This window comes from Psychroserpens citreus, from assembly GCF_055686305.1.
The window spans coordinates 1,999,328-2,021,860 of sequence record NZ_CM145999.1 but is presented as its reverse complement, the minus strand read 5'-3'; the positions used below and the strand labels follow the sequence as shown (position 1 = coordinate 2,021,860).

The 22,533-nt window shown below is 33.7% G+C and carries 21 protein-coding genes; 9 read left to right on the top strand and 12 right to left on the bottom strand.

The window, feature by feature from the left end:
* Nucleotides 1-45 precede the first annotated feature (45 nt).
* The 3 genes from ACTU6T_RS09040 to mraZ are packed head-to-tail and all read right to left on the bottom strand — an operon-like array spanning nucleotide 46 to nucleotide 1,710.
* Entirely contained in the window at nucleotides 46-363 is a 318-nt protein-coding gene (locus ACTU6T_RS09040; RefSeq protein ID WP_460217888.1) for an FtsL-like putative cell division protein, read from the bottom strand.
* Nucleotides 360-1,256: a 16S rRNA (cytosine(1402)-N(4))-methyltransferase RsmH gene (gene rsmH / locus ACTU6T_RS09035; protein ID WP_460217887.1), complete on the bottom strand. Its 897-nt coding sequence runs from the start codon at nucleotides 1,254-1,256 to the stop codon at nucleotides 360-362. The genes ACTU6T_RS09040 and rsmH overlap by 4 nt, the downstream gene beginning before the upstream one ends.
* Complete coding sequence (gene mraZ / locus ACTU6T_RS09030; protein WP_460217886.1) at nucleotides 1,243-1,710, bottom strand: division/cell wall cluster transcriptional repressor MraZ; 468 nt, start codon at nucleotides 1,708-1,710, stop codon at nucleotides 1,243-1,245. Before mraZ ends, rsmH begins: the two co-directional genes overlap by 14 nt.
* Nucleotides 1,711-2,009: 299 nt before the next feature.
* Between mraZ and ACTU6T_RS09025 the strand changes: the two genes are divergently transcribed.
* Nucleotides 2,010-2,774, top strand: a complete 765-nt coding sequence (locus ACTU6T_RS09025; RefSeq protein ID WP_460217885.1) for an alpha/beta fold hydrolase — start codon at nucleotides 2,010-2,012, stop codon at nucleotides 2,772-2,774.
* Nucleotides 2,775-2,806: 32 nt separating this feature from the next.
* Nucleotides 2,807-3,415 (top strand): ribosome biogenesis GTP-binding protein YihA/YsxC, encoded by a 609-nt coding sequence (gene yihA, locus ACTU6T_RS09020; RefSeq protein WP_460217884.1) that lies wholly within the window; start codon nucleotides 2,807-2,809, stop codon nucleotides 3,413-3,415.
* Here the strand turns inward: yihA and ACTU6T_RS09015 are convergent, their stop codons facing one another.
* A complete protein-coding gene (locus ACTU6T_RS09015; RefSeq protein WP_460217883.1) occupies nucleotides 3,416-4,510 on the bottom strand; it encodes an ABC transporter permease in 1,095 nt (364 codons plus the stop codon). It lies immediately after the preceding gene.
* Between the two features lies 1 nt (nucleotide 4,511).
* Nucleotides 4,512-6,677: a carboxy terminal-processing peptidase gene (locus ACTU6T_RS09010; RefSeq protein WP_460220756.1), complete on the bottom strand. Its 2,166-nt coding sequence runs from the start codon at nucleotides 6,675-6,677 to the stop codon at nucleotides 4,512-4,514.
* Nucleotides 6,678-6,891: 214 nt separating this feature from the next.
* On the opposite strand from ACTU6T_RS09010, the gene surE reads away from it, so the two are divergent.
* From surE to lpxB, 3 genes are read left to right on the top strand one after another with little or no spacing between them, the layout of a single operon-like run.
* Nucleotides 6,892-7,671 carry a 5'/3'-nucleotidase SurE gene (gene surE / locus ACTU6T_RS09005; protein ID WP_460217882.1) on the top strand — a complete coding sequence of 260 codons (780 nt, stop codon included), beginning with the start codon at nucleotides 6,892-6,894 and terminating at the stop codon, nucleotides 7,669-7,671.
* The gene (locus tag ACTU6T_RS09000) at nucleotides 7,661-7,945 is read left to right on the top strand and encodes a hypothetical protein (protein ID WP_460217881.1); all 285 of its coding nucleotides are present in this window, start codon (nucleotides 7,661-7,663) and stop codon (nucleotides 7,943-7,945) included. The genes surE and ACTU6T_RS09000 overlap by 11 nt, the downstream gene beginning before the upstream one ends.
* 49 nt (nucleotides 7,946-7,994) lie before the next feature.
* The gene (lpxB, locus tag ACTU6T_RS08995; RefSeq protein WP_460217880.1) at nucleotides 7,995-9,104 is read left to right on the top strand and encodes a lipid-A-disaccharide synthase; all 1,110 of its coding nucleotides are present in this window, start codon (nucleotides 7,995-7,997) and stop codon (nucleotides 9,102-9,104) included.
* On the opposite strand, the gene ACTU6T_RS08990 is transcribed toward lpxB, so the two are convergent.
* The gene (locus ACTU6T_RS08990) at nucleotides 9,105-9,449 is read right to left on the bottom strand and encodes a hypothetical protein (protein ID WP_460217879.1); all 345 of its coding nucleotides are present in this window, start codon (nucleotides 9,447-9,449) and stop codon (nucleotides 9,105-9,107) included.
* 46 nt (nucleotides 9,450-9,495) lie between these two features.
* Between ACTU6T_RS08990 and ACTU6T_RS08985 the strand changes: the two genes are divergently transcribed.
* Both ACTU6T_RS08985 and ACTU6T_RS08980 read left to right on the top strand, forming a co-directional pair.
* Nucleotides 9,496-10,008, top strand: coding sequence for a C40 family peptidase (locus tag ACTU6T_RS08985; protein ID WP_460217878.1), 513 nt, complete (start codon nucleotides 9,496-9,498; stop codon nucleotides 10,006-10,008).
* A 38-nt stretch (nucleotides 10,009-10,046) separates the two neighbouring features.
* Entirely contained in the window at nucleotides 10,047-12,080 is a 2,034-nt protein-coding gene (locus tag ACTU6T_RS08980; RefSeq protein WP_460217877.1) for a ComEC/Rec2 family competence protein, read from the top strand.
* A gap of 5 nt (nucleotides 12,081-12,085) precedes the next feature.
* Here ACTU6T_RS08980 and ACTU6T_RS08975 read toward each other — a convergent pair whose 3' ends face one another.
* The 3 genes from ACTU6T_RS08975 to ACTU6T_RS08965 all read right to left on the bottom strand — a co-directional run bounded on the left by ACTU6T_RS08975 (nucleotide 12,086) and on the right by ACTU6T_RS08965 (nucleotide 16,016).
* On the bottom strand, nucleotides 12,086-12,643 hold the full coding sequence (locus ACTU6T_RS08975; protein WP_460220755.1) for a thioredoxin family protein: 558 nt from the start codon (nucleotides 12,641-12,643) through the stop codon (nucleotides 12,086-12,088).
* An 84-nt stretch (nucleotides 12,644-12,727) separates the two neighbouring features.
* The gene (locus ACTU6T_RS08970) at nucleotides 12,728-14,512 is read right to left on the bottom strand and encodes a peptide MFS transporter (protein ID WP_460217876.1); all 1,785 of its coding nucleotides are present in this window, start codon (nucleotides 14,510-14,512) and stop codon (nucleotides 12,728-12,730) included.
* A 73-nt stretch (nucleotides 14,513-14,585) separates the two neighbouring features.
* A complete protein-coding gene (locus ACTU6T_RS08965) occupies nucleotides 14,586-16,016 on the bottom strand; it encodes a peptide MFS transporter (protein WP_460217875.1) in 1,431 nt (476 codons plus the stop codon).
* 416 nt (nucleotides 16,017-16,432) lie between these two features.
* Here ACTU6T_RS08965 and ACTU6T_RS08960 point away from each other — a divergent pair, with 416 nt between their 5' ends.
* Together ACTU6T_RS08960 and ACTU6T_RS08955 are read left to right on the top strand one after the other, a co-directional pair.
* Entirely contained in the window at nucleotides 16,433-17,749 is a 1,317-nt protein-coding gene (locus tag ACTU6T_RS08960) for a hydroxymethylglutaryl-CoA reductase, degradative (RefSeq protein ID WP_460217874.1), read from the top strand.
* Entirely contained in the window at nucleotides 17,750-18,667 is a 918-nt protein-coding gene (locus tag ACTU6T_RS08955; RefSeq protein WP_460217873.1) for a GYDIA family GHMP kinase, read from the top strand.
* Nucleotides 18,668-18,715: 48 nt separating this feature from the next.
* On the opposite strand, the gene ACTU6T_RS08950 is transcribed toward ACTU6T_RS08955, so the two are convergent.
* From ACTU6T_RS08950 to ACTU6T_RS08940, 3 genes are all read right to left on the bottom strand, one after another.
* A complete protein-coding gene (locus tag ACTU6T_RS08950) occupies nucleotides 18,716-20,878 on the bottom strand; it encodes a peptidylprolyl isomerase (RefSeq protein WP_460217872.1) in 2,163 nt (720 codons plus the stop codon).
* Nucleotides 20,879-21,043: 165 nt separating this feature from the next.
* Nucleotides 21,044-22,333 (bottom strand): hemolysin family protein, encoded by a 1,290-nt coding sequence (locus ACTU6T_RS08945; RefSeq protein WP_460217871.1) that lies wholly within the window; start codon nucleotides 22,331-22,333, stop codon nucleotides 21,044-21,046.
* A 5-nt stretch (nucleotides 22,334-22,338) separates the two neighbouring features.
* The gene (locus ACTU6T_RS08940) at nucleotides 22,339-22,527 is read right to left on the bottom strand and encodes a hypothetical protein (protein ID WP_460217870.1); all 189 of its coding nucleotides are present in this window, start codon (nucleotides 22,525-22,527) and stop codon (nucleotides 22,339-22,341) included.
* Nucleotides 22,528-22,533 lie beyond the last annotated feature (6 nt).

Genomic DNA, 22,533 nt, shown 5'->3' with positions numbered 1-22,533 from the left:
GAAATACAATCTGTTTAATATGTTAGTTTCTGTTGTTGCCACGAATCAGTTTTGTGCTTTTACTTTTATTTTTTTTGGTGGAATTTCAGATATCTTAATCCCCTTTTCTGCTACCTTTTTAATAATTGATGATTCCATTTTTAGCCTCATCAGTTTTGATCGACCATCTACAAAAGCCGATCTGTATTCTTTTGCCTCATTTTTAAGTCTTGCAATTTCATAGACTTTTTGATCTGCACTATGCGAACTAGCAATCATAATTATTGCAAGTGCAGAAATAAAAAGGATAATTCTCCAATTTTTAAATGAGTCATCACTCACTAAAAATTTACCTCTCAATATGCTATAAATGTTCTTCTTCATAATTTTTCAGCAATACGAAGCTTTGCGCTTCTTGCTCTATTATTTTGAACTATCTCTTCTTTTGTTGGAACAATTAAACCTCCTACTTTTTTTAATGGAACTTCAAAATTGCCAAAGACATCTCGTTCTGGCTCTCCTTCAAACAATCCATTTCTTATAAATCGTTTTACCAATCGATCCTCTAATGAGTGATAAGAAATCATACTTAATCGGCCTCCTTTAACTAACACATCTGGTGTTTGTTCCAAAAATTCTTTCAAAACTTCTATCTCTTGGTTCACTTCAATCCTAACAGCTTGATATATTTGCGCAAGCACTTTATTTTCTTTCTTATGATTTAAAAATCGTTTTAGAGCAGCTTTTAATTGCTCACTTGTTTTTATCCCACCTTCCCTTCTCGCTTCAACTATAGCTCTTGCCATTGCTGGAGCTTGCCTCAATTCTCCATACTGAAATAACACCTGTCTAATTTGATCCTCATCATAATCATTAATGACATGGTATGCAGATAATTGATCATCCTGATTCATTCGCATGTCTAGGTTAGCTTCGAAACGAGTTGAAAATCCTCGTTCTGCCACATCAAACTGATGCGATGACACACCAAAATCTGCCAAGACACCATCTACTTTTTTTGCTCCATAAAACCTCAAAAAACGTTTTAAATGCCTAAAGTTTTCATTGATTAATGTGAAACGTTCATCATCAATTGTATTTAAAAGAGCGTCCTTATCTTGATCAAAAGCAAATAGCTTTCCGTTTGATCCAAGTTGTTTTAATATTTCTCTGCTATGACCCCCACCTCCAAAAGTGACATCAACATAAACTCCATCAGGTTTGATATTTAAACCCTCAACCGTTTCTTTGAGTAATACTGGATTATGATAATTCATCGCCATCATCTTGTCCCATAACTTCTTCAGCTAAATCTGCAAAATCTCCTGTGGCATCATCAATAGCTTTTTCGTACTTGTCCTTATCCCAAATTTCAATGATATTAATTGCAGATGCCACAACAATATCCTTCTTGATACCAGAAAAAGCAACTAGGTCTTTTGGAATTAATAATCGTCCAGCTGCATCAACTTCTACTTGTTTTAAACCTGCTGTAAATCGACGTATGAAATCGTTATTCTTTTTTTTGAAACGATTAAGCTTATTCACTTTTTGCATCAAAACTTCCCATTCACTCATAGGATACAACTCTAAACATGGCTGAAATACAGCACGCTTCAATACAAAACCATTTTGCAATAACGGAAGTAACTGCTTTTTAAGCGCAGCAGGCAACATCAGACGTCCTTTGGCGTCGACTTTGCATTCGTATGTTCCGATTAAAGGGTTCAAAATGATTGATTTACTTAGAGTAACGATTAAGATTCAAATATATTGAAAAATTTACCACTATTTACCACACTATCCCACTTTTGTTAATAATTTTCTTCTAACGCAATGAAATTCATCTTTGAATTAACGCTTAAAACGCATATAAAAATCTTAAAATCAACTTACTACAATTCAAAACCATCATCCCATTTCAATTGTTAACATCTTAAGGTTTTGACACACTTGAAGACCTAAATAATATGCTCATGTTTAAACTGAAATACCTATATTTGTTTTTGACGAAAATCACTAACTAATACATGGCGCACCGTTTAAAGAAAGAGAAAAACTACAGGTATATAGAAGTTGGAGAAGGCACACCTATTATTGTGTTGCATGGATTAATGGGTGGATTAAGTAATTTTGATGCTGTTACAGAATATTTTAGTAAAAAAGGCTACAAAGTTTTAATTCCTGAGTTACCCATTTATACGATGTCACTTATTAAAACCAATGTCAAAAGTTTCGCTAAATACCTTCGGGATTTTATAGATTTCAAAGGATTTGACGAGGTAATATTACTCGGAAATTCCCTTGGCGGTCATATTGGATTATACCACACAAAATTATACCCTGAAAAAGTAAAAGCATTGATAATTACAGGAAGTTCAGGCTTATATGAAAGCGCAATGGGTGGTGGTTACACAAAACGCGGAGACTATGAAGTTATCAAGAAAAAAGCGCAAGAAGTCTTTTATGATCCTGAAGTTGCTACAAAAGAGATTGTAGACGAAGTATACGAAACTGTCAACGATAGAAATAAGCTTATCAAAACATTAGCTATTGCAAAGAGTGCTATTCGTCATAATATGGGAAAAGACCTACCAAAAATGGTCTTACCCGTTTGCATTATCTGGGGTAAAAATGATACTGTCACACCACCAGAAGTTGCTACTGAATTTAATGAACTCTTACCTAACTCGGATTTATTTTGGATTGACAAATGTGGTCATGCCGCTATGATGGAACATCCCAAGGAGTTTAATATAATTCTTGATGGCTGGTTAACTGACAAAAAACTATAGTTCTAACAACTTCAAAACACTAAAGAACTATTATGATTATAAAAACCGCCGAATTTATAATAAGCAATTCTGATGTAGATAAATGTCCAAACAATCAGATACCAGAGTATGCTTTTATTGGGCGTAGCAATGTTGGGAAATCGTCATTAATCAACATGCTTACTAATCATAAAAATCTTGCCAAAACATCAGGAAAACCAGGAAAAACACAACTTATTAATCATTTTATGATCAACAAATCTTGGTACTTAGTAGATTTACCAGGTTATGGTTATGCACGTGTTTCCAAAACTGCAAAGAAGAAATTTCAGAAATTTATTACTAATTATTTCGAAAGAAGACGACAGCTTGTTTCGGCATTTATATTAGTAGATGTACGTCATGAGCCTCAAAAAATTGATTTGGATTTTATGGAATATTTAGGCATTAATCAAATCCCATTTTCAATCATATTCACCAAGGCAGATAAACTCAAACCCAATGCCATAGAACGTAATGTAGACCATTATTGCAAGACACTATTAAATACTTGGGAAGAAGTCCCTAATTATTTCATCACTTCATCATCTAAGGCTATTGGCAGAGATGACGTACTGCAATTTATTGACGACACCAACAGAGAAATTGAGACACTTCGCTAGTTAGGATTTTACGTCCAAAGCATCACGTAAGGCATTGCCTATAAGCATAAAAGCCATTACTAAAATCATAATACAAAATCCCGGAATTAGAGCCAAGTATGGCTTTCCTAGAATAATATAATTGTAATGATCCTTTATCATAGCTCCCCAACTTGCCATAGGAGGCTGTGCTCCAATACCCAAGAAACTTAATCCGCTTTCAATCAATATGGCAGCAGCAAAATTAGCTGCAGAAATCACTATGATTGGCGCCATAATATTAGGTAAAATATGTTTGGTTATAATTCTATAATCATTAAAGCCTAATGCCCTAGCAGCTGTGACATATTGCATTTCTTTAGCGCTTATTATTTGACCTCTAACGACCCTTGCAACTTCAACCCACATAGTCAATCCAACTGCAATAAACACTTGCCAAAAACCTTTATCTAAGGCTAAAGTAATTGCTATTACTAGGAGTAAGGTTGGAATAGACCAAGTTACATTTATTATCCACATAATAACCGCATCAACTTTACCTCCATAATAACCTGCTAGACTTCCCATAAATATTCCTATAACCAAAGAGATAAAAACTGCAATAAATCCAATTGAAAATGAAATTCTCGATCCAATTACAATTCGGCTAAACAAATCTCTTCCATATTTATCTGTACCAAAAAGAAAACGTTTTTGCTGAATATAAGACGAATAATCATTTTCTGGAAAAACCGTCAAATCTAAAGACTTCTTGACACCTAAAAGCCCGTCAGATGCATATTCGGTATAGATCAACTTATTGTTTTCAACAGTATAAGCAGAAATAGGAATCTCAGTATTGTTGTTGATTTTACCTAATAATAATTGAGAAAATAAGTTTTGAGTAGTTTCAATTTCAGTGGGTATACTTAACATCTGTACTTCAAAGCCAGGTCGTTTCGAATGAATGGATAAATGCATTTGATTTGCATTTTGAGAATCGTCAGGTGCAATGACATACGCAAACAAAGCTATTAAACCTATTAATACTATAATCCAAAAACTCAAAACGCCCCAAAAATCCTTTTTAAACTTTTGGAGCGCTAATTGTGTTAATGAGCTACTTGTATTACTCATTTTAGTTTTTTACTGAAGTCGCTACTTTTTTAATTTCGTAAGTCATTTTTAGGTCATTCAAGACATTTAATGCCTCTTCAATATAAACATCCTTACTCAAACTAGCATGCCAGCGATCGCGCTTTTCTTTTAACACTGAATCTTTCTCCATTATTTTCAATTCATAAGGTAATGACTGAAAAGAAAGGTTCGTTTTATAATCTGACAACTTTTCAAAACGCTTAGATTCTTGCTCGTTAGTCTCTAAGGTCTTTTTGTATTGTTCATAGTTAAGAGAATATGATTCTCTATCTCGCATTTTTTTAACCCATTGCGCATTAGCATCGATAAGCTTTAATTGCTCGTTATTAGCCATACGCTCTTTACTCTTAGCGATAGTTGTATCATAATCGTAATAACTATTCCAAAGACTATAATCTACAGCATCAATTTTATCCCATTCTAGTGGATTTTCTTGATCTTTTTCTCCAATATCAATATAGCTATAACGGTCTGGAACCACGACATCACTTTTCACACCTTCCAATTGTGTTGAACCTCCATTAATTCTATAGAATTTCTGAGTAGTGAACTTCAATGCTCCCATATCACCATTACTATTTTGCCTTACCATTCGGTTAAGATCTAATACATTCTGCACAGTCCCTTTTCCGTAGGTTTGCTTACTTCCAATAACAATAGCTCTTTTGTAATCCTGCATCGCAGCAGCTAAGATTTCTGAAGCCGACGCTGACAACTCATTAACTAAAATCACTAGTGGACCATCCCATACAATTGACTTATCTCTATCTTTTAAAACCTCTTTAGGCTCTCCAGCAGTTTTAACTTGCACTATAGGTCCTTCATTGATAAATAAACCTCCCATATCAACCACAGTTTGTAAAGACCCTCCTCCGTTGTTTCTCAAATCAAGAACGAGACCTTCGACACCTTCTGCCTTCAACCTTTCAATTTCAAGTTTAATATCTGAAGCAGCATTGCGTTTGTTATAATCTTCAAAATCTACATAGAATTTAGGCAGATTTATCACACCAAATTTTTTATCATCTTTGATTACTGTTGAAGATTTAGCATAGGTTTCTTCGAGTTCAACAATATCTCTTTTGATTGTTATATCTTCAATTGTTCCATCCACTTTTTTAAGTGTTAAAGTAACATTTGTACCTTTAGGCCCTTTGATGAATTTAATCGCATCATCAAGACGCATTCCAACTACATTTACTGGCTCTTCTTCGTCTTCTTGACGCACTTTCATAATTTGGTCTCCAACTTCCAATTGGTTTTGTCTCCACGCTGGACCTCCACTAATAATTTCATTTACTGTTATAGCGTCCATTCGTTTTTGAAGTCGAGCCCCAATACCTTCAAAATTACCAGACATAGCTACATCAAAACGATCTTTGTCTTCTGGTGCAAAATAAAACGTATGCGGATCAAACTCTTCTACAATGGCATTGATATAAACTGCAAACCAGTCTTTACGCTGACGATCATCAATAAAATCATAAAGCTCATCAAGAGATCGTCTAGTTACATCTCTAGCTTCAACTTCTAATTCTTTTTTTGACTTATTAACTATGGTAGTTTCGCTACTTTCAGAAAAATCTTTTTCAGGTAAATTTTGCTTTTTAGCATTCTCCTGATCACCTAACAAGTCATCAAAATTGGCAATTGTAGAGAATTTAAGTTGTTTTCTCCAACGCTCTTTCATTTCTTTTTTGGAATTGACATATCCAAGCTTCTCGTAATCTGTAGAAAAGTCTTCGTTTATAGAAAAGTCGAAAGGTTCAGATAATACATTCTTGTATATCTCTTTAGATTCTGCTATTCTCTTAAGCAACCTATCATGTGTTAAACTGAAAAAACTAACATCATAAGCATTAATTTGATCATCTAATTGCAGTTTATAAGCTTCAAACTCTTTAATGTCTGACTCATAAAAATAACGCTTAAAGGGGTCTAATTGCTCCAAATAATCATTAAAAACCTGCTCGGAAAAACGGTCATCAACATCTTGCGGATTAAAATGTCCTTGTTCTAACACATAAGAAATGAGTTGAATTAACAATTTGTCTTTGTTTGGATCTTCAAATTTTTTAGTCGTAAAACTGCATGAGGCAAAGGCTAATAGCAATACTAGTAGCGGCAGTTTATAATTCCTCTTCATCATATTTATCATATTTTTTAATGTAAAATGCAATTAACAGCAAATCAATTTGGGGTTAATATGCACTGTAGATGTCACACATAATTTCTACTAAAATAAAAGAAAAAACCATGCCAATAAAAATGCAAGCTAATAAATTTTTGTTAAACCTTTATTTATAGGAATTTCAAGCCTGTTTGCCTATTTTTGTAATACTTAAAAATCATTCCTTTTTATGTCAGAAAAGCCTCTTATTTTAATTACTAATGATGACGGTATTACAGCCCCAGGAATTAGAGCACTCATTAGCGTTATGAACACCATTGGTGATGTCGTAGTAGTAGCTCCAGATAGCCCACAAAGTGGGATGGGGCATGCCATAACTATAAATTCTACATTACATATTGAAAAAGTAACAATAGATGGAGGCGAACAAGAAGAATATAGTTGCTCAGGAACACCTGCAGATTGCGTAAAGCTTGGCGTAAAAGAAATATTAAAACGACGACCAGACCTTTGTGTTTCTGGAATAAATCACGGATCTAACTCTTCTATTAATGTCATTTACTCTGGTACAATGAGCGCAGCTATAGAAGCGGGTATCGAAGATATTCCTGCAATAGGTTTTTCTCTTTGTGACTACAACTGGAGTGCTAATTTCGAACATTGTAAAGCTTATGTCAAAATCATTGCTGAAAACGTTCTAAAACATGGCTTAGATAGTCGAACTGTTTTAAATGTCAATTTTCCTAACCTTGAAAAGAAAGACATTAAAGGCATCAAAATATGTAGACAAGCACTTGCAAATTGGGAAGAAGAGTTTGATAAACGTGAAAACCCTTATGGAAAAGAATACTATTGGCTCACGGGTAAATTTGTCAACTTAGATCATGGACAAGATACCGACGAATGGGCTTTAGCTAATGGCTATGTCTCTGTTGTCCCTATTCAATTTGACTTAACAGCACATCATAGTATTCAAAAACTAAATACTTGGAATTTTAATGAAGCATAAAGAATTAATCATAGGCATACTTATTGGTTTAATGGCTAGTGCTATCGGACTATTACTCACACTTCTAATCTTTGGAAAAGGGAATTCTATGAGCGATTCACTAGATATTGCTATTAATAATGGGGTTTTAACCAAATTAGTAAGTATGGGAGCTATTTTAAACCTAGGTGCGTTTTTCTTATTTCTAAAACTTAGTAAAGATCTGAGAGCTAGAGGAGTACTTATTGCTACTATAATTGTAGCAATTATAACCATAATCGTTAGATTTGTTTAACCTAATAATTTCTAAATCTAAACATTTAGGTTTTTGAAATTTTAATTATATGAAATATTACATCATTGCTGGCGAGGCCTCTGGAGACTTACATGGTTCCAATTTGATGAAAGCATTACAACAACAAGATGTTCATGCTGAATTCAGATTTTGGGGAGGCGACTTAATGCAATCTGTTGGAGGCACATTAGTTAAGCATTACAAGGAACGTTCATTTATGGGATTTGCTGAGGTCATTCTCAACCTTAGAAAGATTCTAGGCCTAATTTCATTTTGCAAAGCAGATATTGACACCTATAGACCAGATGTAATTATTTTTATTGACAACTCCGGATTTAACTTACGCATTGCTAAATGGGCAAAAGAAAAGAATTATAAAACGCATTATTATATCTCACCTCAAGTATGGGCATCTCGTGCCAGTCGTGTAGAAAAAATAAAGCGTGATATTGATGCGATGTATGTTATTCTTCCATTTGAAGAGGAATTTTATAACACCTATGACTACAAGGTTCATTTTGTAGGCCATCCTCTTATTGATGCCATAGCAGATAGAACTCAAGTAAATGAATATGACTTTAGAGCAGCGCATAATTTATCGGATAAGCCAATAATTGCTTTATTACCTGGAAGCAGAAAACAGGAAATCACAAAAATGTTAGGCGTAATGTTGAGTTTGGTTAACGATTTTCCAGAGTATCAATTTGTGATTGCAGGAGCTCCCAGTCAAGATTATAGTTTTTATACACCTTTTATTAAGGAAGATAATGTAAAGTTCATATCGAACAAAACTTACGACTTACTGAGTGTATCAACTGCAGCATTAGTTACTTCGGGCACAGCCACCTTAGAAACAGCCTTATTTAAGGTTCCACAAGTAGTTTGCTATAAAGCAAATGCGATTTCATACCAAATTGCCAAGCGTATCATTACACTTAAGTTTATATCTCTGGTGAATCTCATTATGGATCGAGAAGTTGTTACTGAGTTAATTCAAGGAGATTTAAATAAAAATCGATTAAAAAAAGAGTTGGAGGTTATTCTGGATGAAGACCAACGCGTGAAATTCTTTATCGATTATTATGATTTGGAGAAAAAATTAGGTGGAAAAGGCGCTAGTGCAAACGCTGCAAAATTAATTTTTGAGAGCATACAATAATCAACTAAGAAAACAAGTCCACCCTTGAACATATTCTATAGGTCTAAGAGTTTCAACAAATTCATAAAATGGGACGAAAGCGACTATTAAAGCTAATGTTATTAATATCATTTTTGAAACTACAGAAGGTGTTTTGATTATTTGAGTTTCAGTATTAAAATCTAAAACATACGATTTAACATCTAAGTCCTCATTACAATTTATAATAGATACTTCAGAATTACTACTAATAGTTCTAATGTATTTTACAAACAAATGCACCCCAATACAAAGCGCAACTAGACCTACGAAATAAGCCACAAACAATTCATCAGTATCAGCATGTAGAGTTAAGAGTTTAATCATAATCTAAATGTACAAAAAGTTTTATTTTTTTATTACTTTCGGAGCAATGAAAAAAATTATCCTACTTCTAATTATTGCCATAGGATTTACAAGTTGTAAATCTTCAAAAGGTGTCGTAACTAAGAAAAGTAAGACCTCAAAAACCACCAATAGAACACCTTCTACTTCGGTTTCAAAAGATGTCCAAAATATTATTGACTATGCAAAAACATTTAGAGGTACACGTTATAAATATGGCGGAACTACCAAACGAGGGATGGATTGTTCTGGTCTTGTTGTCACTGCATTTAGCAAGGAAAATATTAATTTACCAAGAACCACTGCCGATTTATCAAAGCAAGGTGAGTGGGTTGATGTAAAAAAAGTACAGGCTGGTGATTTATTGTTTTTTGCTACAAAGAAAAATAGCCGCAAAGTAAATCATGTTGGCATTGTAACAAAAAGTAGGCCTGGTCATGTAGAGTTTATTCATTCTACAACAAGTCGTGGTGTTATTACTTCAAAATTATCTGAGCGCTATTGGTACCTAGCCTATGTACAGGCAAGACGCATTATGTAGTTTATTTTCTATATATAGAATATTTACTATATTAGGGTGTGAAACCTCTAAATTTTATCGTTATCAAACTTACAGGATGTCTTAGTCTTGGCATTCTGACATGTCATTTACTATCAATCCAATCACATATCACTTTTTACGTTACTGGATTTACATTTATAATTTTTATAGTAACGTATATCCTTGCTATAGATCAATTTCAAAAAACCATAGGCTTTGGTTTATCTGCATACCTACTCATGATTAACATAGGAATGTTAACCTATACTATACACAATCAATACAACTTCAAAAACCATTACACAAAACATATTAGCTTAGACCAATCGTTATTACTAACCTTTAAGGTTAAGGAGCGATTAAAACCAAGTTTATATCATAAAAAATACATCACAGAACTCATCTCAATTGACAATCAACCTTTACGCGGAAAGTTTTTATTAAACATTGAAATAGATAGTTTAAATACTACCTTTAACGTTGATGATGTTCTCTCGGCATATACAAAGCTTCAAACCATACCAGAGCCTTTAAATCCAAATCAATTTGATTATAATTATTACCTCAAAAAACAATATATATATCATCAGCTAACCATAGCGTCCACTACTATTTTACAACTGAAATCAGATACACATACACTGTCTGGTTATGCCGCATCGCTTCGCAACCTGATTAATAGGAAACTTAATTTATATCATTTTAAAGCATCTGAACTTGCTATTATTAATGCCATGCTTCTCGGTCAACGTCAGGATATAAGTAAAGATCTTTATGAAAATTATGTTAGTGCTGGAGCAATACACATTTTAGCTATTTCTGGCTTACATGTTGGAATCATACTGTTGATATTAAATACACTTTTAAAGCCCTTACATCATTTTAAACAAGGTAAACTCATGAAGGTGTGTTTAATTATTTTACTATTATGGTCTTTTGCTATAGTCGCAGGGCTTTCGGCATCGGTCACAAGAGCGGTAACCATGTTTAGTATAATAGCTATTGCTATGCACTGGAAACGTCTAACTAACATCTATAATACTCTAGCGATTTCTGCTTTTGTGCTATTATTATTTAAACCTATGTTTTTATTTGATGTAGGGTTTCAAATGAGTTATTTAGCTGTTATTGCCATAGTCACAATACAGCCTCTACTATACAAATTATGGCAACCCAAATGGAACATCATCAACTATTTCTGGCAATTGTTAACTGTAACCATTGCTGCACAATTGGGAGTTGTCCCTATTAGTTTGTATTACTTTAATCAATTCCCTGGATTATTTTTTGTATCGAATCTTGCTATTATTCCATGCCTTGGACTCATTTTGGGTTTAGGACTATTTATTATCATTCTAGCATTATTAGACTTACTTCCAGAGGTGATTGCACAATGCTACGGAACAATGATTAGCTTAATGAACAACATCATAAATTGGGTAGCCCAGAAAGAGGCTTTCATATTTAAAACTATTTCTTTTGACATTGAACATGTTTTTGCGAGTTATCTACTAATTATGACTGCTGTTTTATTTTGGAAGACACAACAATTCAAAAGCTTATTGACGTTCTTAATTTCAATTTTAATTGTTCAAGGCGTTTGGATCTATTCAGCATATAAACATTCAAATAATTCGTTTGTTATTTTTCATAAAAACAGATACAGCATATTAGGGCATAAAAAACATTTAGAGTTGATGGTGTTTCACAATTTAGACAGCACTGCTAAATCTAAAGATAAGGTAATCACAAATTATACTACTGGTAATTTTATTGAAACCAAAAAAGAAGACAGCATTGCCTCTGTATATCAATTCCAAAACTCTATCATCTTAATTATTGATAGTTTAGGAGTTTATAATGTAAATACATTTTATCCAGATTATGTTTTGCTTCGCAACTCACCACGCATCAACTTAGAGCGAATGATTGACTCCATTCATCCTAAGCATATTATTTCAGATGGCAGTAATTACAAATCTTACATCAAACGTTGGGAAGCCACATGCAGAAAAAGAAAACTCCCATTTCACCAAACTGGTAAAAAAGGAGCTTTTATCATTAGTAAGTAAAACTCTTATTTACTTGCGTTAAATTCTGGTTTAAACGCTTTATAATAGGCATTAAATTGCTCTTGAGTTGTGATGTTTTTATAATCATCAGTATGAAACAATTTTAAGTATAATTCAATTTGTTGTGGCTTCATATACCCGCTTATTGGTTGAATTTTGTTGCCTTGCTCATCAAAGTATACAATTGTTGGATAAGCTCTAATTCCAAGAACACGTCCAAACTCATGATTGCCATTTCGGCGATTTTTAAGTTCTTCCTTATAATTAGGGTTGGTGTAGGTTTTTCCTTTGTATGTGATCACAGAATTACCTTCACCATTAAACTTTACAGCATAATAGTTTTTGTTGACATAATCTACAACATCTTTATTATGAAAAGTGTTTTTATCAAGCATTTTACATGGACCACACCAATTGGTATAGACATCCATCATAATCTTCTTCGGGGTTTTCTTTTGAGCCGCTAATGCCTCTTCAAAAGTCATCCAATTAATTTCTTGTGCCGACACAGTCATTGATGCTATCAATGCTACTGCAAATACTAAAACTATATTCTTCATGATTACAACTGTTGCAAAACTTGTACCGAACTTACAAAAAATGCTCCTAAATAGGAGCATTTTACGTTATTTTAACTGTTTTTATCGTTATTTAACACCATGCATTAGTCGTTTTAACACTGGATTAAGCAACATTGAAATGACACCAACTCCAGCTGGAACCAACGTAAAAATCAAAAAGAAGGTACTTAACGAATATTCTTCAGTAATTTTATCAATCATTCCTCCCATAGTTCCTGCAGCCTTTTGCCCAATCGCAATTGCTAAATACCAGATCCCAAACATAAATCCAATCATACGTCCAGGCACTAACTTACTTAAATAAGACAAACCTACTGGTGAAATACACAATTCTCCCATAGTATGAAACAAGTAGGCGAGAATCAAAAAGATCATACTTACTGATGCAGTTTTGGCACCTTGAGGAATTCCCATTGTTCCAAATACTAAAATCCCAAATCCGAGTCCTAATAAAATAAGACCGATACCATATTTCATGGCAACACTAGGATTGTATTTACTTTCCCACCACTTTGAAAATAGAGGCGCTAATGTTATTATGAAGAAAGAATTTAATATTCCAAACCATGACGCACCAACCTCTGTTGCATCTTTACTAAACTCGTTTACTATTTTATACCCAACCACAAACCATAGAAATACAAAGGTAAGTGCTAGTACTATATTAGAAGATGGAATTTTAGAAAAGGTTTTCTTGAACAGCAAATATAACACCCAAGTTATTATAGCAAGTGGAACAACTGTCAAAATACCATCAATGACTTTAAAAATCATAGCAGAAGACCCTTCCAATACCCTATCTGTATAATCTCTAGCAAAAAGCGTCATTGAGCCTAAAGATTGTTCAAATGCTGCAAAAAAGAACACTGTAAATATTCCAAAAATAGAAACCGCTATAATTTTATCTCTAACAATTCGATTATATCTTGAAATTCTAGTTATAATAAGATATAAAAACAACACAAGGGCTGTTAAAATAGTGACATTAGAACCATCAAGGTTTCCAATACTAAAATCAAGCATATTGATATTTCCAATCTTTGACATTGGATCATTAAATAAATACAGTAGACCTCCAATTGCAGACAACGCTATAAGTACTTTATCAACCATTGTAAAAGGGTTTAGCTTTTCAGCAACTGCATTAACATCATGCTCTTTTGGGCTTTCTTCATTTATATTTTGAGGCAATTCGACTTCATGTATTTTAGAAGGTTTTTCTCCTATGAGACCGAATAGATCCTTAGCTAACCAAAACTGAATAAGGCCTCCTAACATAAATATTCCAGCTAATCCAAAACCGTAACTCCAACCAATATTTTCGGCTAAATACCCACAAAGCATCATTCCGAAAAAGGCGCCAGCGTTTACACCCATATAATAGATGGTATATGCACCATCTTTTTTAGATTCTTTCCCTTTATACATTTCAGAAATCATAGATGTCATATTCGGCTTAAAAAAACCTGTACCAATTACAAGTAATGCCAAACCTAAATATAAAGACCATGTGGTTTCAAACACCATAAAAGCGTGACCAAGCATCATAATAAAACAACCGATAATAACAGCCCATTTGTAGCCTGTATACTTATCAGCTAACCATCCACCAACTATTGGAGTAAGATATAGTAAGGACGAATAGGTTCCAATTAATGCTAAAGCATTTTCTCTTGACCATTCCCATCCTGGATTATCACTTAAAAATGGAGCTGTTAAAAATAAAACTAGAAGTATTTTCATTCCATAGAATGAAAAACGCTCCCACATTTCAGTAAAAAATATAACAAACAGTCCAGCTGGATGACCAATGACTTTGTCTTTAAATAGGTTTTCGATATCTGTATTCATAGGGATTAAATTTAGTTAGAAAAGAAAAAACCCTGTAATAGCACATTACAAGGGTTTTATATATGAGTATATTTTAATTATCTGCTATTTCAAAACCTTCAGCCTCTTCATGGCTAGTCCCTTCAATATCTTCAGCCCCATGAGTTAATCGTTTAAGTGGCTTCAATATTAAGATAATTAATATTCCAAATAGAGTACAGAAAATGGCAATACCTGTGAATACTTGAAATTCTCCAGCGCCTTCAGATAATCCTCCAACTAATCCAGCTAGTTTATTCCCTAAACCGGTTGCGGCAAAATACGCTCCCATCATAAACGATGCATATTTGAGAGGCGCTAATTTTGTAATAAAAGATAATGCTACTGGTGAAGCACATAATTCTCCAAGCGTATGGAACAAGTAGGCAAGCACTAACCAAATCATTGCTGATTTAGCAACAACATCATCACCATCCATAACAACTTCAGTTGATGCCTTACTCATAAAGAAAAAGCCAAAAGCCATAATAATAACACCAATTGCCATTTTAAATAAAGAAGAAGATTCCTTTCCTTTCTTTCCCCATTTATACCAGAACCCTCCTACTAAAGTACCTAATGTAATAATAAAGAAAGCGTTAATAGACTGAAAAACTGCAGCGGGGACTTCATCACCAATGAAAGGTAATGAAAAAGATAACATCCTATCTGTCTTTTGTTCTGTATAGATACTCATAAGTCCGCCAGCTTGTTCAAAAGCGCCCCAGAAAACTATAATTATCAAAAATGATAGAAACATAACTAACATTCTATCTTTTTCTATTTTAGTTAAAGGCCTTTTTCTTGCTTCTTGTTCTTCAATCGATGCCTTAGATCCGCCAGAAAATTCTCCTACTCCCTTTAAGTATTTTTGTCCATATAGATAAACTACTTGGCCTAATGCCATTCCAATTCCAGCTAAACCAAATCCGTAATGCCATCCATATTTTGCTGCTACTGCACCAACTATCAATGCTCCAAGAAAAGCACCTAGATTAATTCCTATATAAAAAATATAGAACCCTCTATCTCTTCTGTCGTCTCCTTTTTTGTACAATCCACCAACCATTGAAGAAATGTTAGGTTTTAAAAAACCTACTCCTATCACAATCAATACTAGGCCTGTAAAAAATGCCCATTGTGCATCTATTGCTAAAATTCCATGGCCAATACAGAGTAATAATCCACCAAGCATAACAGCTTTTTTCTGACCTATAAACTTATCTGCAATCCATCCACCTGGAATAGAAGTTAGATATACAAACATGGTATAAGTGCCATAAAATGCTATAGTTTCTGCATTTGACCAACCATATCCCGATTGCGGATCACCTGTAATGATTGGAGCTACCAAAAACAAGGTAAGTAAAGCCCTCATTCCGTAATATGAGAAACGCTCCCACATTTCAACAAAAAATAATACATAAAGTCCTACTGGGTGACCAAATAATTCCTTTTGGTGCGGTTCTTTAATTACTGTCGACATAAAATTTATTTTTATTAATAGTTAGTTATTTATCTTTAATTCTCGACTTGAAACACTTTAGCTCTCAAAACCTAAAACCAAATATTGTTACCTGTTTTTGATAAGCTGGATGGTTTATAATGTTTTTGTTTTAAACATATTAGTCGATATCTCTTCAAGTGTGATTTCCTTATTTTGCACTGACATTAAAGTCATTACGAGAAAAATAAGACACATGAAGGATTTGAATATGCGCATAGGGTTATTTTTTTGACAAAATAATGTCAAGTTTACTAAAAATAATGCAAAAAACAGTAACTATGCTGTGTTAAATGTGCAATATTCTGATAATGCATCAATAATAATACCAAGATATAGTATCTTTACATTTTGCATTTCCTCCCAATTTACGGATTTTAAATTTTAAATTTCAGCAGATGAATAAAACGATTACAGGCTTTTCTAAATTATCTAAATCAGATAAAATCAATTGGCTTGTTAGTACTTTTTTTACCGATTCAGTTTCAGCAAAAACTCTTTTAGAGAACTATTGGAACACTGATAAGAAGTTACAACAGCTGCATGATGAATTTATTGAGAATACAGTAACTAATTTTTATCTTCCTTTTGGTGTTGCTCCAAACTTCTTAATTAATAATAAAGTGTACACCATACCAATGGCTATTGAAGAAAGCTCGGTAGTTGCAGCAGCTAGTAAGGCAGCTAAATTTTGGTTTGATCGCGGCGGATTTAAAACTGAAATTATCTCGACCCAAAAAATAGGGCAAGTGCATTTCATGTATAAAGGAGATGCTCATAAATTATACGCGTTTTTCAAAACACTGAAACTTAAACTAATTGAAGATGCGAAACCTATCACTAGGAACATGGAAAAACGTGGTGGTGGAATTTTAGATATCGAATTAAGAGATAAAACAAAGACAATAAGTAACTATTATCAGCTACATGCAACCTTTGAAACTTTGGACGCCATGGGAGCAAACTTTATAAACTCGTGCTTAGAGCAATTTGCTAAAACACTCAAGAATGAAGCCCAAATATTTGATTTGTTTTCTTCTGAAGATAAAGATATACAAGTCATCATGTCTATTCTTTCCAATTATGTTCCAGATTGTTTGGTTCGCGCCGAGGTGAGCTGCAAAGTTGAAGAGCTTACTGAAAACTCTGATATTTCGGCTCAAGAATTTGCTGAGAAATTTGTCCAAGCCGTTCAAATCGCAGAAGTCGAACCCTTTAGAGCAGTAACACACAACAAAGGAATTATGAATGGTATTGATGCTGTAGTATTAGCTACCGGAAATGACTTTAGAGCAGTTGAAGCAGGCGTGCATGCTTATGCGTCAAAAGATGGACAATACCGTAGTTTAACACATGCCAAAATTGAACATGGTGTTTTTAGCTTTTGGATAGAAATTCCTTTAGCACTGGGAACAGTTGGCGGATTAACAACATTGCATCCACTTGTAAAATGGGCTTTAGAACTCCTTGGAAACCCATCGGCTAAAGAATTAATGCAAATAGTAGCTGTAGCAGGATTAGCACAAAACTTTGCTGCTTTACGTTCACTAACTACTACTGGTATTCAAGAAGGACACATGAAAATGCATTTAATGAATATCCTAAATCAATTTGAGGCCAGTTTAGAAGAGAAAACGAAGTTAGTTGCACATTTTAAAAACAACGCGGTAAGCCATAGTGCTGTAGTTAATGAAATTGAAAAATTAAGACAGTAAATGAAAAAAAATTACAGTCATGGGAAATTACTGCTCACTGGAGAATATGTAGTTCTTGATGGTGCTAAAGCTTTGGCTGTTCCTACATTATATGGCCAGTCATTAAATATAGAAAAAGGAAGTCATAATAAATTACGATGGATCAGTCTTGACGACCAGAATCAAGTTTGGTTTGAAACGGAATATAAATTATCAAATAATGAGATTCTAAACCAAGCTCATAATGACAACCCTATTTCTAGACGCTTACTACAAATTCTCAAAGCAGCAAAAGAATTGAATTCAAGATTCCTAAGTGATGACACAGGATATACAATTACTACTACCTTAGATTTTCCAAAAAATTGGGGACTTGGCACGTCTTCTACGTTAATTAGCAATATCGCAAATTGGGCAAATATTGATCCTTACAAATTACTCGAAATGACTTTTGGAGGCAGCGGATACGACATAGCTTGTGCTCAGGCAACAAGTAGCTTGAGTTACCAATTAGACAACACAAAACAACCAATTATACAAGATGTATCCTTTAATCCAGCCTTTAAGCAACATCTATACTTTGTATACCTCAACCAAAAGCAAGACAGTCGCGATGGGATTGCGCAATACAGAACAAATACATCAGACTTATCGGCTTCGATTGCAAGAGTTAGCGAGATAACCAATAGTATGATTGTATGTGATACACTTAAAGTATTTCAAGAGTTAATGAACGAACACGAACTCATCATCTCAGATATTATAAAACAAACACCTATTAAAGCACGCCTCTTTAATGATTTTAAAGGCAGTATTAAAAGCTTAGGAGCTTGGGGTGGTGATTTTATTATGGTCGCTTCAGAAGCAAATCCAGCCGCTTATTTTCAAGCTAAAGGGTACTCTACTATTTTATCTTATTCTGAAATGGTTAAAAATTAAAAAAGCCTCACACATTGGTGAAGCTTTTTTTATCATGAGATGCAACGCTTAGTAAAACGTAGCTCTATTATCTTCAATATCTGCAGTTTCCTTTAAAGCATTATACACTTTAGTTTGGGCTGCATTAGTTCTAGCAGTACTTAAACGATTAGCGATGGCTTGATAGTTATCTAACTTTGCAGCATCGTTAATCTTAGTAACGCTCACCATAAACACACCTCTATTACCATCAATCAAGCCTGAAGTCTCTCCATCTTTTAATGAAAAAGCAACACCTACAACCTTAGGCTCTAAACCAGCTCCAGAGATTGTTGGGTTTTTCATGTTTACTGCAGTTGCAGTTCCTGTAGGTCTATTTTGGTTTTTAGATACTTCATCAATTGTTGCTCCTGTAATTTTAGCACGAATCATATCGGCTTTTTTCTTATTTCTAATTTCAACTAAAGCAGTAGCTGATGCATTTTCAGGATCCATTAATCCTTCTTTACTAATCTTTACCACTTGAGCCACTGCGTAACCACCGCCAGGAATTGTGAAACGCTTGTAATCACCAACCTTAGTTTCTGCATCAAATGCCCAACGTACTATTGGACGTTGCGCTCCTAAACCTGGAATGTTTTCATCTAATATTTTAATACTATTCACTGGTTTTACGTCATAACTACGTTCTTCAGCAACCTTTTGAAATTCTCCATTTTGAAGAGCGATTTCAAACTTAGACGCTTCAGTAAATACATTATCAATAGTTTCAGTAGACGCCTCAATAGTCTTAGCAATTGTTGCTGCTTTAACCGCTCTTGAAGCTCCTTTTTGATCTAAAATTTCAATAATATGGAACCCAAATTGTGTTTGAACTACACCAATATCTCCAACCTTATTTTGAAATTCAAAATCACTAAATGGCTTTACCATCTGTGTGCTTGGGTGAAAATCATAAACACCACCTTTTGCAACGCTTCCTTGATCTGATGAATACGCTGTAACGAATTCTTCAAACTTAGAACGATCTCCTCTTACAACGTTGGCAAGACTATCAGCAAAAGCTTGAGCTTGAACTTGAGTTCTTGTTACATCTGGTGCAGCTCTATTAGAGCCTAAAAATGGAATTAATATATGACGAACTTTAGCTGAATCGGGAACAGTAGTTTCTGCAACTATTTTTGTTAATTTCATCATACCGCCATCCTTATATGGTCCATAAACACCTCCAACATTTAAGTTGAATAAAGTGTCTGCAGCAACAGTTGGCAATACCGATTTCTTAACAAACGAATCATTGTAGTTTAAATCGGATTCTGCAATAAAATTCACATAATTAGTCATTTCCTCTGCTGTAACATTAGCAAAAGGCACAACTTGAATCGTATCTTTTGTATTAGGGTTTACCTCTAGCTTACCATTAATCAACCTATCGAAACTCGCTTTTAGAGTTTCTTCATCTTTAAGGCTTGGATCTTCATTAAATTGAACAAACACTATATCACGAGAAGCTTCAACTTCAAATTTCTTTTTATTGTCATTAATATAGGCTTTAATATCAGCTTTAGTTACTTCAACCAAACTATCAGGAATTGTAGTGTAAGGTACTTGTACGTATCTCAAATCTCTAGTAGAATTCTCTAACAAGTAATCTACTTCAGCTTCATTTAAAGTGGCATTTACACCAGCCTTAATCATATTATAGTAGACAGTTTCCTTTGCTCCTATAGCAATTGAATTCTCATTATTAACCCATTCATTATAGTTAATTTGAAAATTCCCTAATGTAGCTCTCTCAGGGTTTATCGCTTTTAAATTGGCAACAAACTCAGTAAGTTTGTTTTCATCAAAAAGACCTGCTTCATTTTGAAATTCAGGATAAGATGCAAAATTTTGCTCTAATAAAGACTTCATTTGGTCTTGCTCAACACTTAACCCCAATTTTTCAAATTGAGAATTCATAACTGCACGTCGTACCTCCTGATCATAAACTCTATTCATTGTTTGAGTTGATGACGCACCAGGGATTTGTCTCTGAGCACCTTCTACTCTATTCATAAAGTCTACTCTGTTGATGTTTTTTCCATTTACAGTAGCGACTACATCTTGTGATCCACCAAATAATGCATCACTATTTTTGAACAAATCTGTTAGTACAAATGCGAACAATGCCATTGCGATGATAAAAATCAAAAACAGTGAACGTTGTCTAATTTTATTTAAAACTGCCATTTTAATGTATAATTTATCGAATAATAAGTGGGCGAAAATACCATTTTCTATCAAATAATAAAAGGAGAATTATGTTTTTATTCCCGATTTTTAATGGGTTTCGTCGAATGTTAGTATTGACAGCTCTTTTTGTAGGATAACACCGTAAGAATATAAAGACAAGTTTTAATCGACTTCAATAAGTTCTAAAGAAACGATATCAATTTTTGTTGAAGACACTTCCAAAATGGTAAATTTGAATTCCCCAATGATAACCTCATCATTTTCTTGAGGAATCCCTTCGGTTTCATTTACAATTAACCCGCCTATTGTTTCATAAGTTTCATCTTCTGGCAAATCTAGCTTGTAAGTTTCATTGATATAATCAACTTCCAAACGCGCTGAAAACTTGTAACTCACTTCACTTAGTTTTTCTTCAATAAGTTCTATACTATCGTGTTCATCTTCAATTTCACCAACTAATTCTTCGACAATATCTTCTATAGTCATAATACCTGCTGTTCCACCATATTCATCAATAACAACGGCCATACTTTTTCGCTTTTTGGTCAAAATATTAAGAACATCTTTTGCGAACATTGTTGCAGGAACATAGACCACAGGTTTAGTTACAGATTTGATAGATTTTGGTTGTTTAAATAAATCAAAAGAATGTACATAACCCAAAATATCGTCGATATTCTCTTTATAGACTAAGATTTTAGACAAGCCTGATTCTATAAACATTGCACTGATATTTTTTATGGTATCATTAACTTCAAGAGCCGTAATTTCGGTACGCGGCACCATGACTTCACGAGCTTTTACTTCTGAAAACTCTAAGGCATTCTGAAAAATTTGAATTTCGCTATCCACTTCATCATGTTCTTCAACTGACTCCATTTGTTCACTAATATAATTTCCTAGCTCTACCTTGGTCATAGCGAGCTGGACATCATCTCCTTCAGTTTTAAAAAAACGTTTCAAGATGATATCTGATATCCAAATAATAAATGATGATAAAAACCAGAACAGCACATAAAACAGATACGCTGGAAAAGCAAAAATCTTTAAAAAGGAATTAGCATAGATTTGAAAAAACACTTTTGGTAAAAATTCTGCAGTAATTAAAATAACAATTGTTGAAATTATGGTTTGCGTCAATAGACTTAGATCAGTTAATAAATAGCTTACTAATTGATGTTGTGAAGGTAACATGGATTGAAACCAATCTACCAAAACATCTCCCATTACAAACCCATAAATAACTAAAGCTATATTGTTTCCAATAAGCATGGTTGCAATAAACTTAGATGGTTTTTCGGTGAGTTTGGTAAGGATTCTAGCAAGGAAATCATCTTGTTTCTTTTCTATTTCAATATGAATCTTATTGGAAGACACATAAGCGATTTCCATTCCGGAGAAAAACGCCGAAAGCAAAAGCATAAGAACAATTATAACAATGCTAAAATCCATGCTTGCTATTTATCTCTATTTTCGAATTTTTTTCTGAATTTTTTCCTAAAGAAAAACATAAAAATAGCCAGAGCTGCAAATACGAAAGAAATAATAACTCTACTGTTATCAACTCCAATGTTTGAAAATCCATCCCAAATAAAAAGTGCAGCGAAAAACAAGTAGATATATTGAAAAAACTTGAGTGTTTTCATATTAAA

Excerpts from the sequence above, each read along its gene's own strand:
- ACTU6T_RS09040 (WP_460217888.1), bottom strand. The coding sequence starts at position 363 with ATGAAGAAGAACATTTATAGCATATTGAGAGGTAAATTTTTAGTGAGT.
- rsmH (WP_460217887.1), bottom strand. The coding sequence starts at position 1,256 with ATGAATTATCATAATCCAGTATTACTCAAAGAAACGGTTGAGGGTTTA.
- ACTU6T_RS09025 (WP_460217885.1), top strand. The coding sequence starts at position 2,010 with ATGGCGCACCGTTTAAAGAAAGAGAAAAACTACAGGTATATAGAAGTT.
- yihA (WP_460217884.1), top strand. The coding sequence starts at position 2,807 with ATGATTATAAAAACCGCCGAATTTATAATAAGCAATTCTGATGTAGAT.
- ACTU6T_RS09015 (WP_460217883.1), bottom strand. The coding sequence starts at position 4,510 with ATGAGTAATACAAGTAGCTCATTAACACAATTAGCGCTCCAAAAGTTT.
- ACTU6T_RS09010 (WP_460220756.1), bottom strand. The coding sequence starts at position 6,677 with ATGAAGAGGAATTATAAACTGCCGCTACTAGTATTGCTATTAGCCTTT.
- surE (WP_460217882.1), top strand. The coding sequence starts at position 6,892 with ATGTCAGAAAAGCCTCTTATTTTAATTACTAATGATGACGGTATTACA.
- ACTU6T_RS09000 (WP_460217881.1), top strand. The coding sequence starts at position 7,661 with ATGAAGCATAAAGAATTAATCATAGGCATACTTATTGGTTTAATGGCT.
- lpxB (WP_460217880.1), top strand. The coding sequence starts at position 7,995 with ATGAAATATTACATCATTGCTGGCGAGGCCTCTGGAGACTTACATGGT.
- ACTU6T_RS08990 (WP_460217879.1), bottom strand. The coding sequence starts at position 9,449 with ATGATTAAACTCTTAACTCTACATGCTGATACTGATGAATTGTTTGTG.
- ACTU6T_RS08985 (WP_460217878.1), top strand. The coding sequence starts at position 9,496 with ATGAAAAAAATTATCCTACTTCTAATTATTGCCATAGGATTTACAAGT.
- ACTU6T_RS08970 (WP_460217876.1), bottom strand. The coding sequence starts at position 14,512 with ATGAATACAGATATCGAAAACCTATTTAAAGACAAAGTCATTGGTCAT.
- ACTU6T_RS08965 (WP_460217875.1), bottom strand. The coding sequence starts at position 16,016 with ATGTCGACAGTAATTAAAGAACCGCACCAAAAGGAATTATTTGGTCAC.
- ACTU6T_RS08960 (WP_460217874.1), top strand. The coding sequence starts at position 16,433 with ATGAATAAAACGATTACAGGCTTTTCTAAATTATCTAAATCAGATAAA.
- ACTU6T_RS08955 (WP_460217873.1), top strand. The coding sequence starts at position 17,750 with ATGAAAAAAAATTACAGTCATGGGAAATTACTGCTCACTGGAGAATAT.
- ACTU6T_RS08950 (WP_460217872.1), bottom strand. The coding sequence starts at position 20,878 with ATGGCAGTTTTAAATAAAATTAGACAACGTTCACTGTTTTTGATTTTT.
- ACTU6T_RS08945 (WP_460217871.1), bottom strand. The coding sequence starts at position 22,333 with ATGGATTTTAGCATTGTTATAATTGTTCTTATGCTTTTGCTTTCGGCG.
- ACTU6T_RS08940 (WP_460217870.1), bottom strand. The coding sequence starts at position 22,527 with ATGAAAACACTCAAGTTTTTTCAATATATCTACTTGTTTTTCGCTGCA.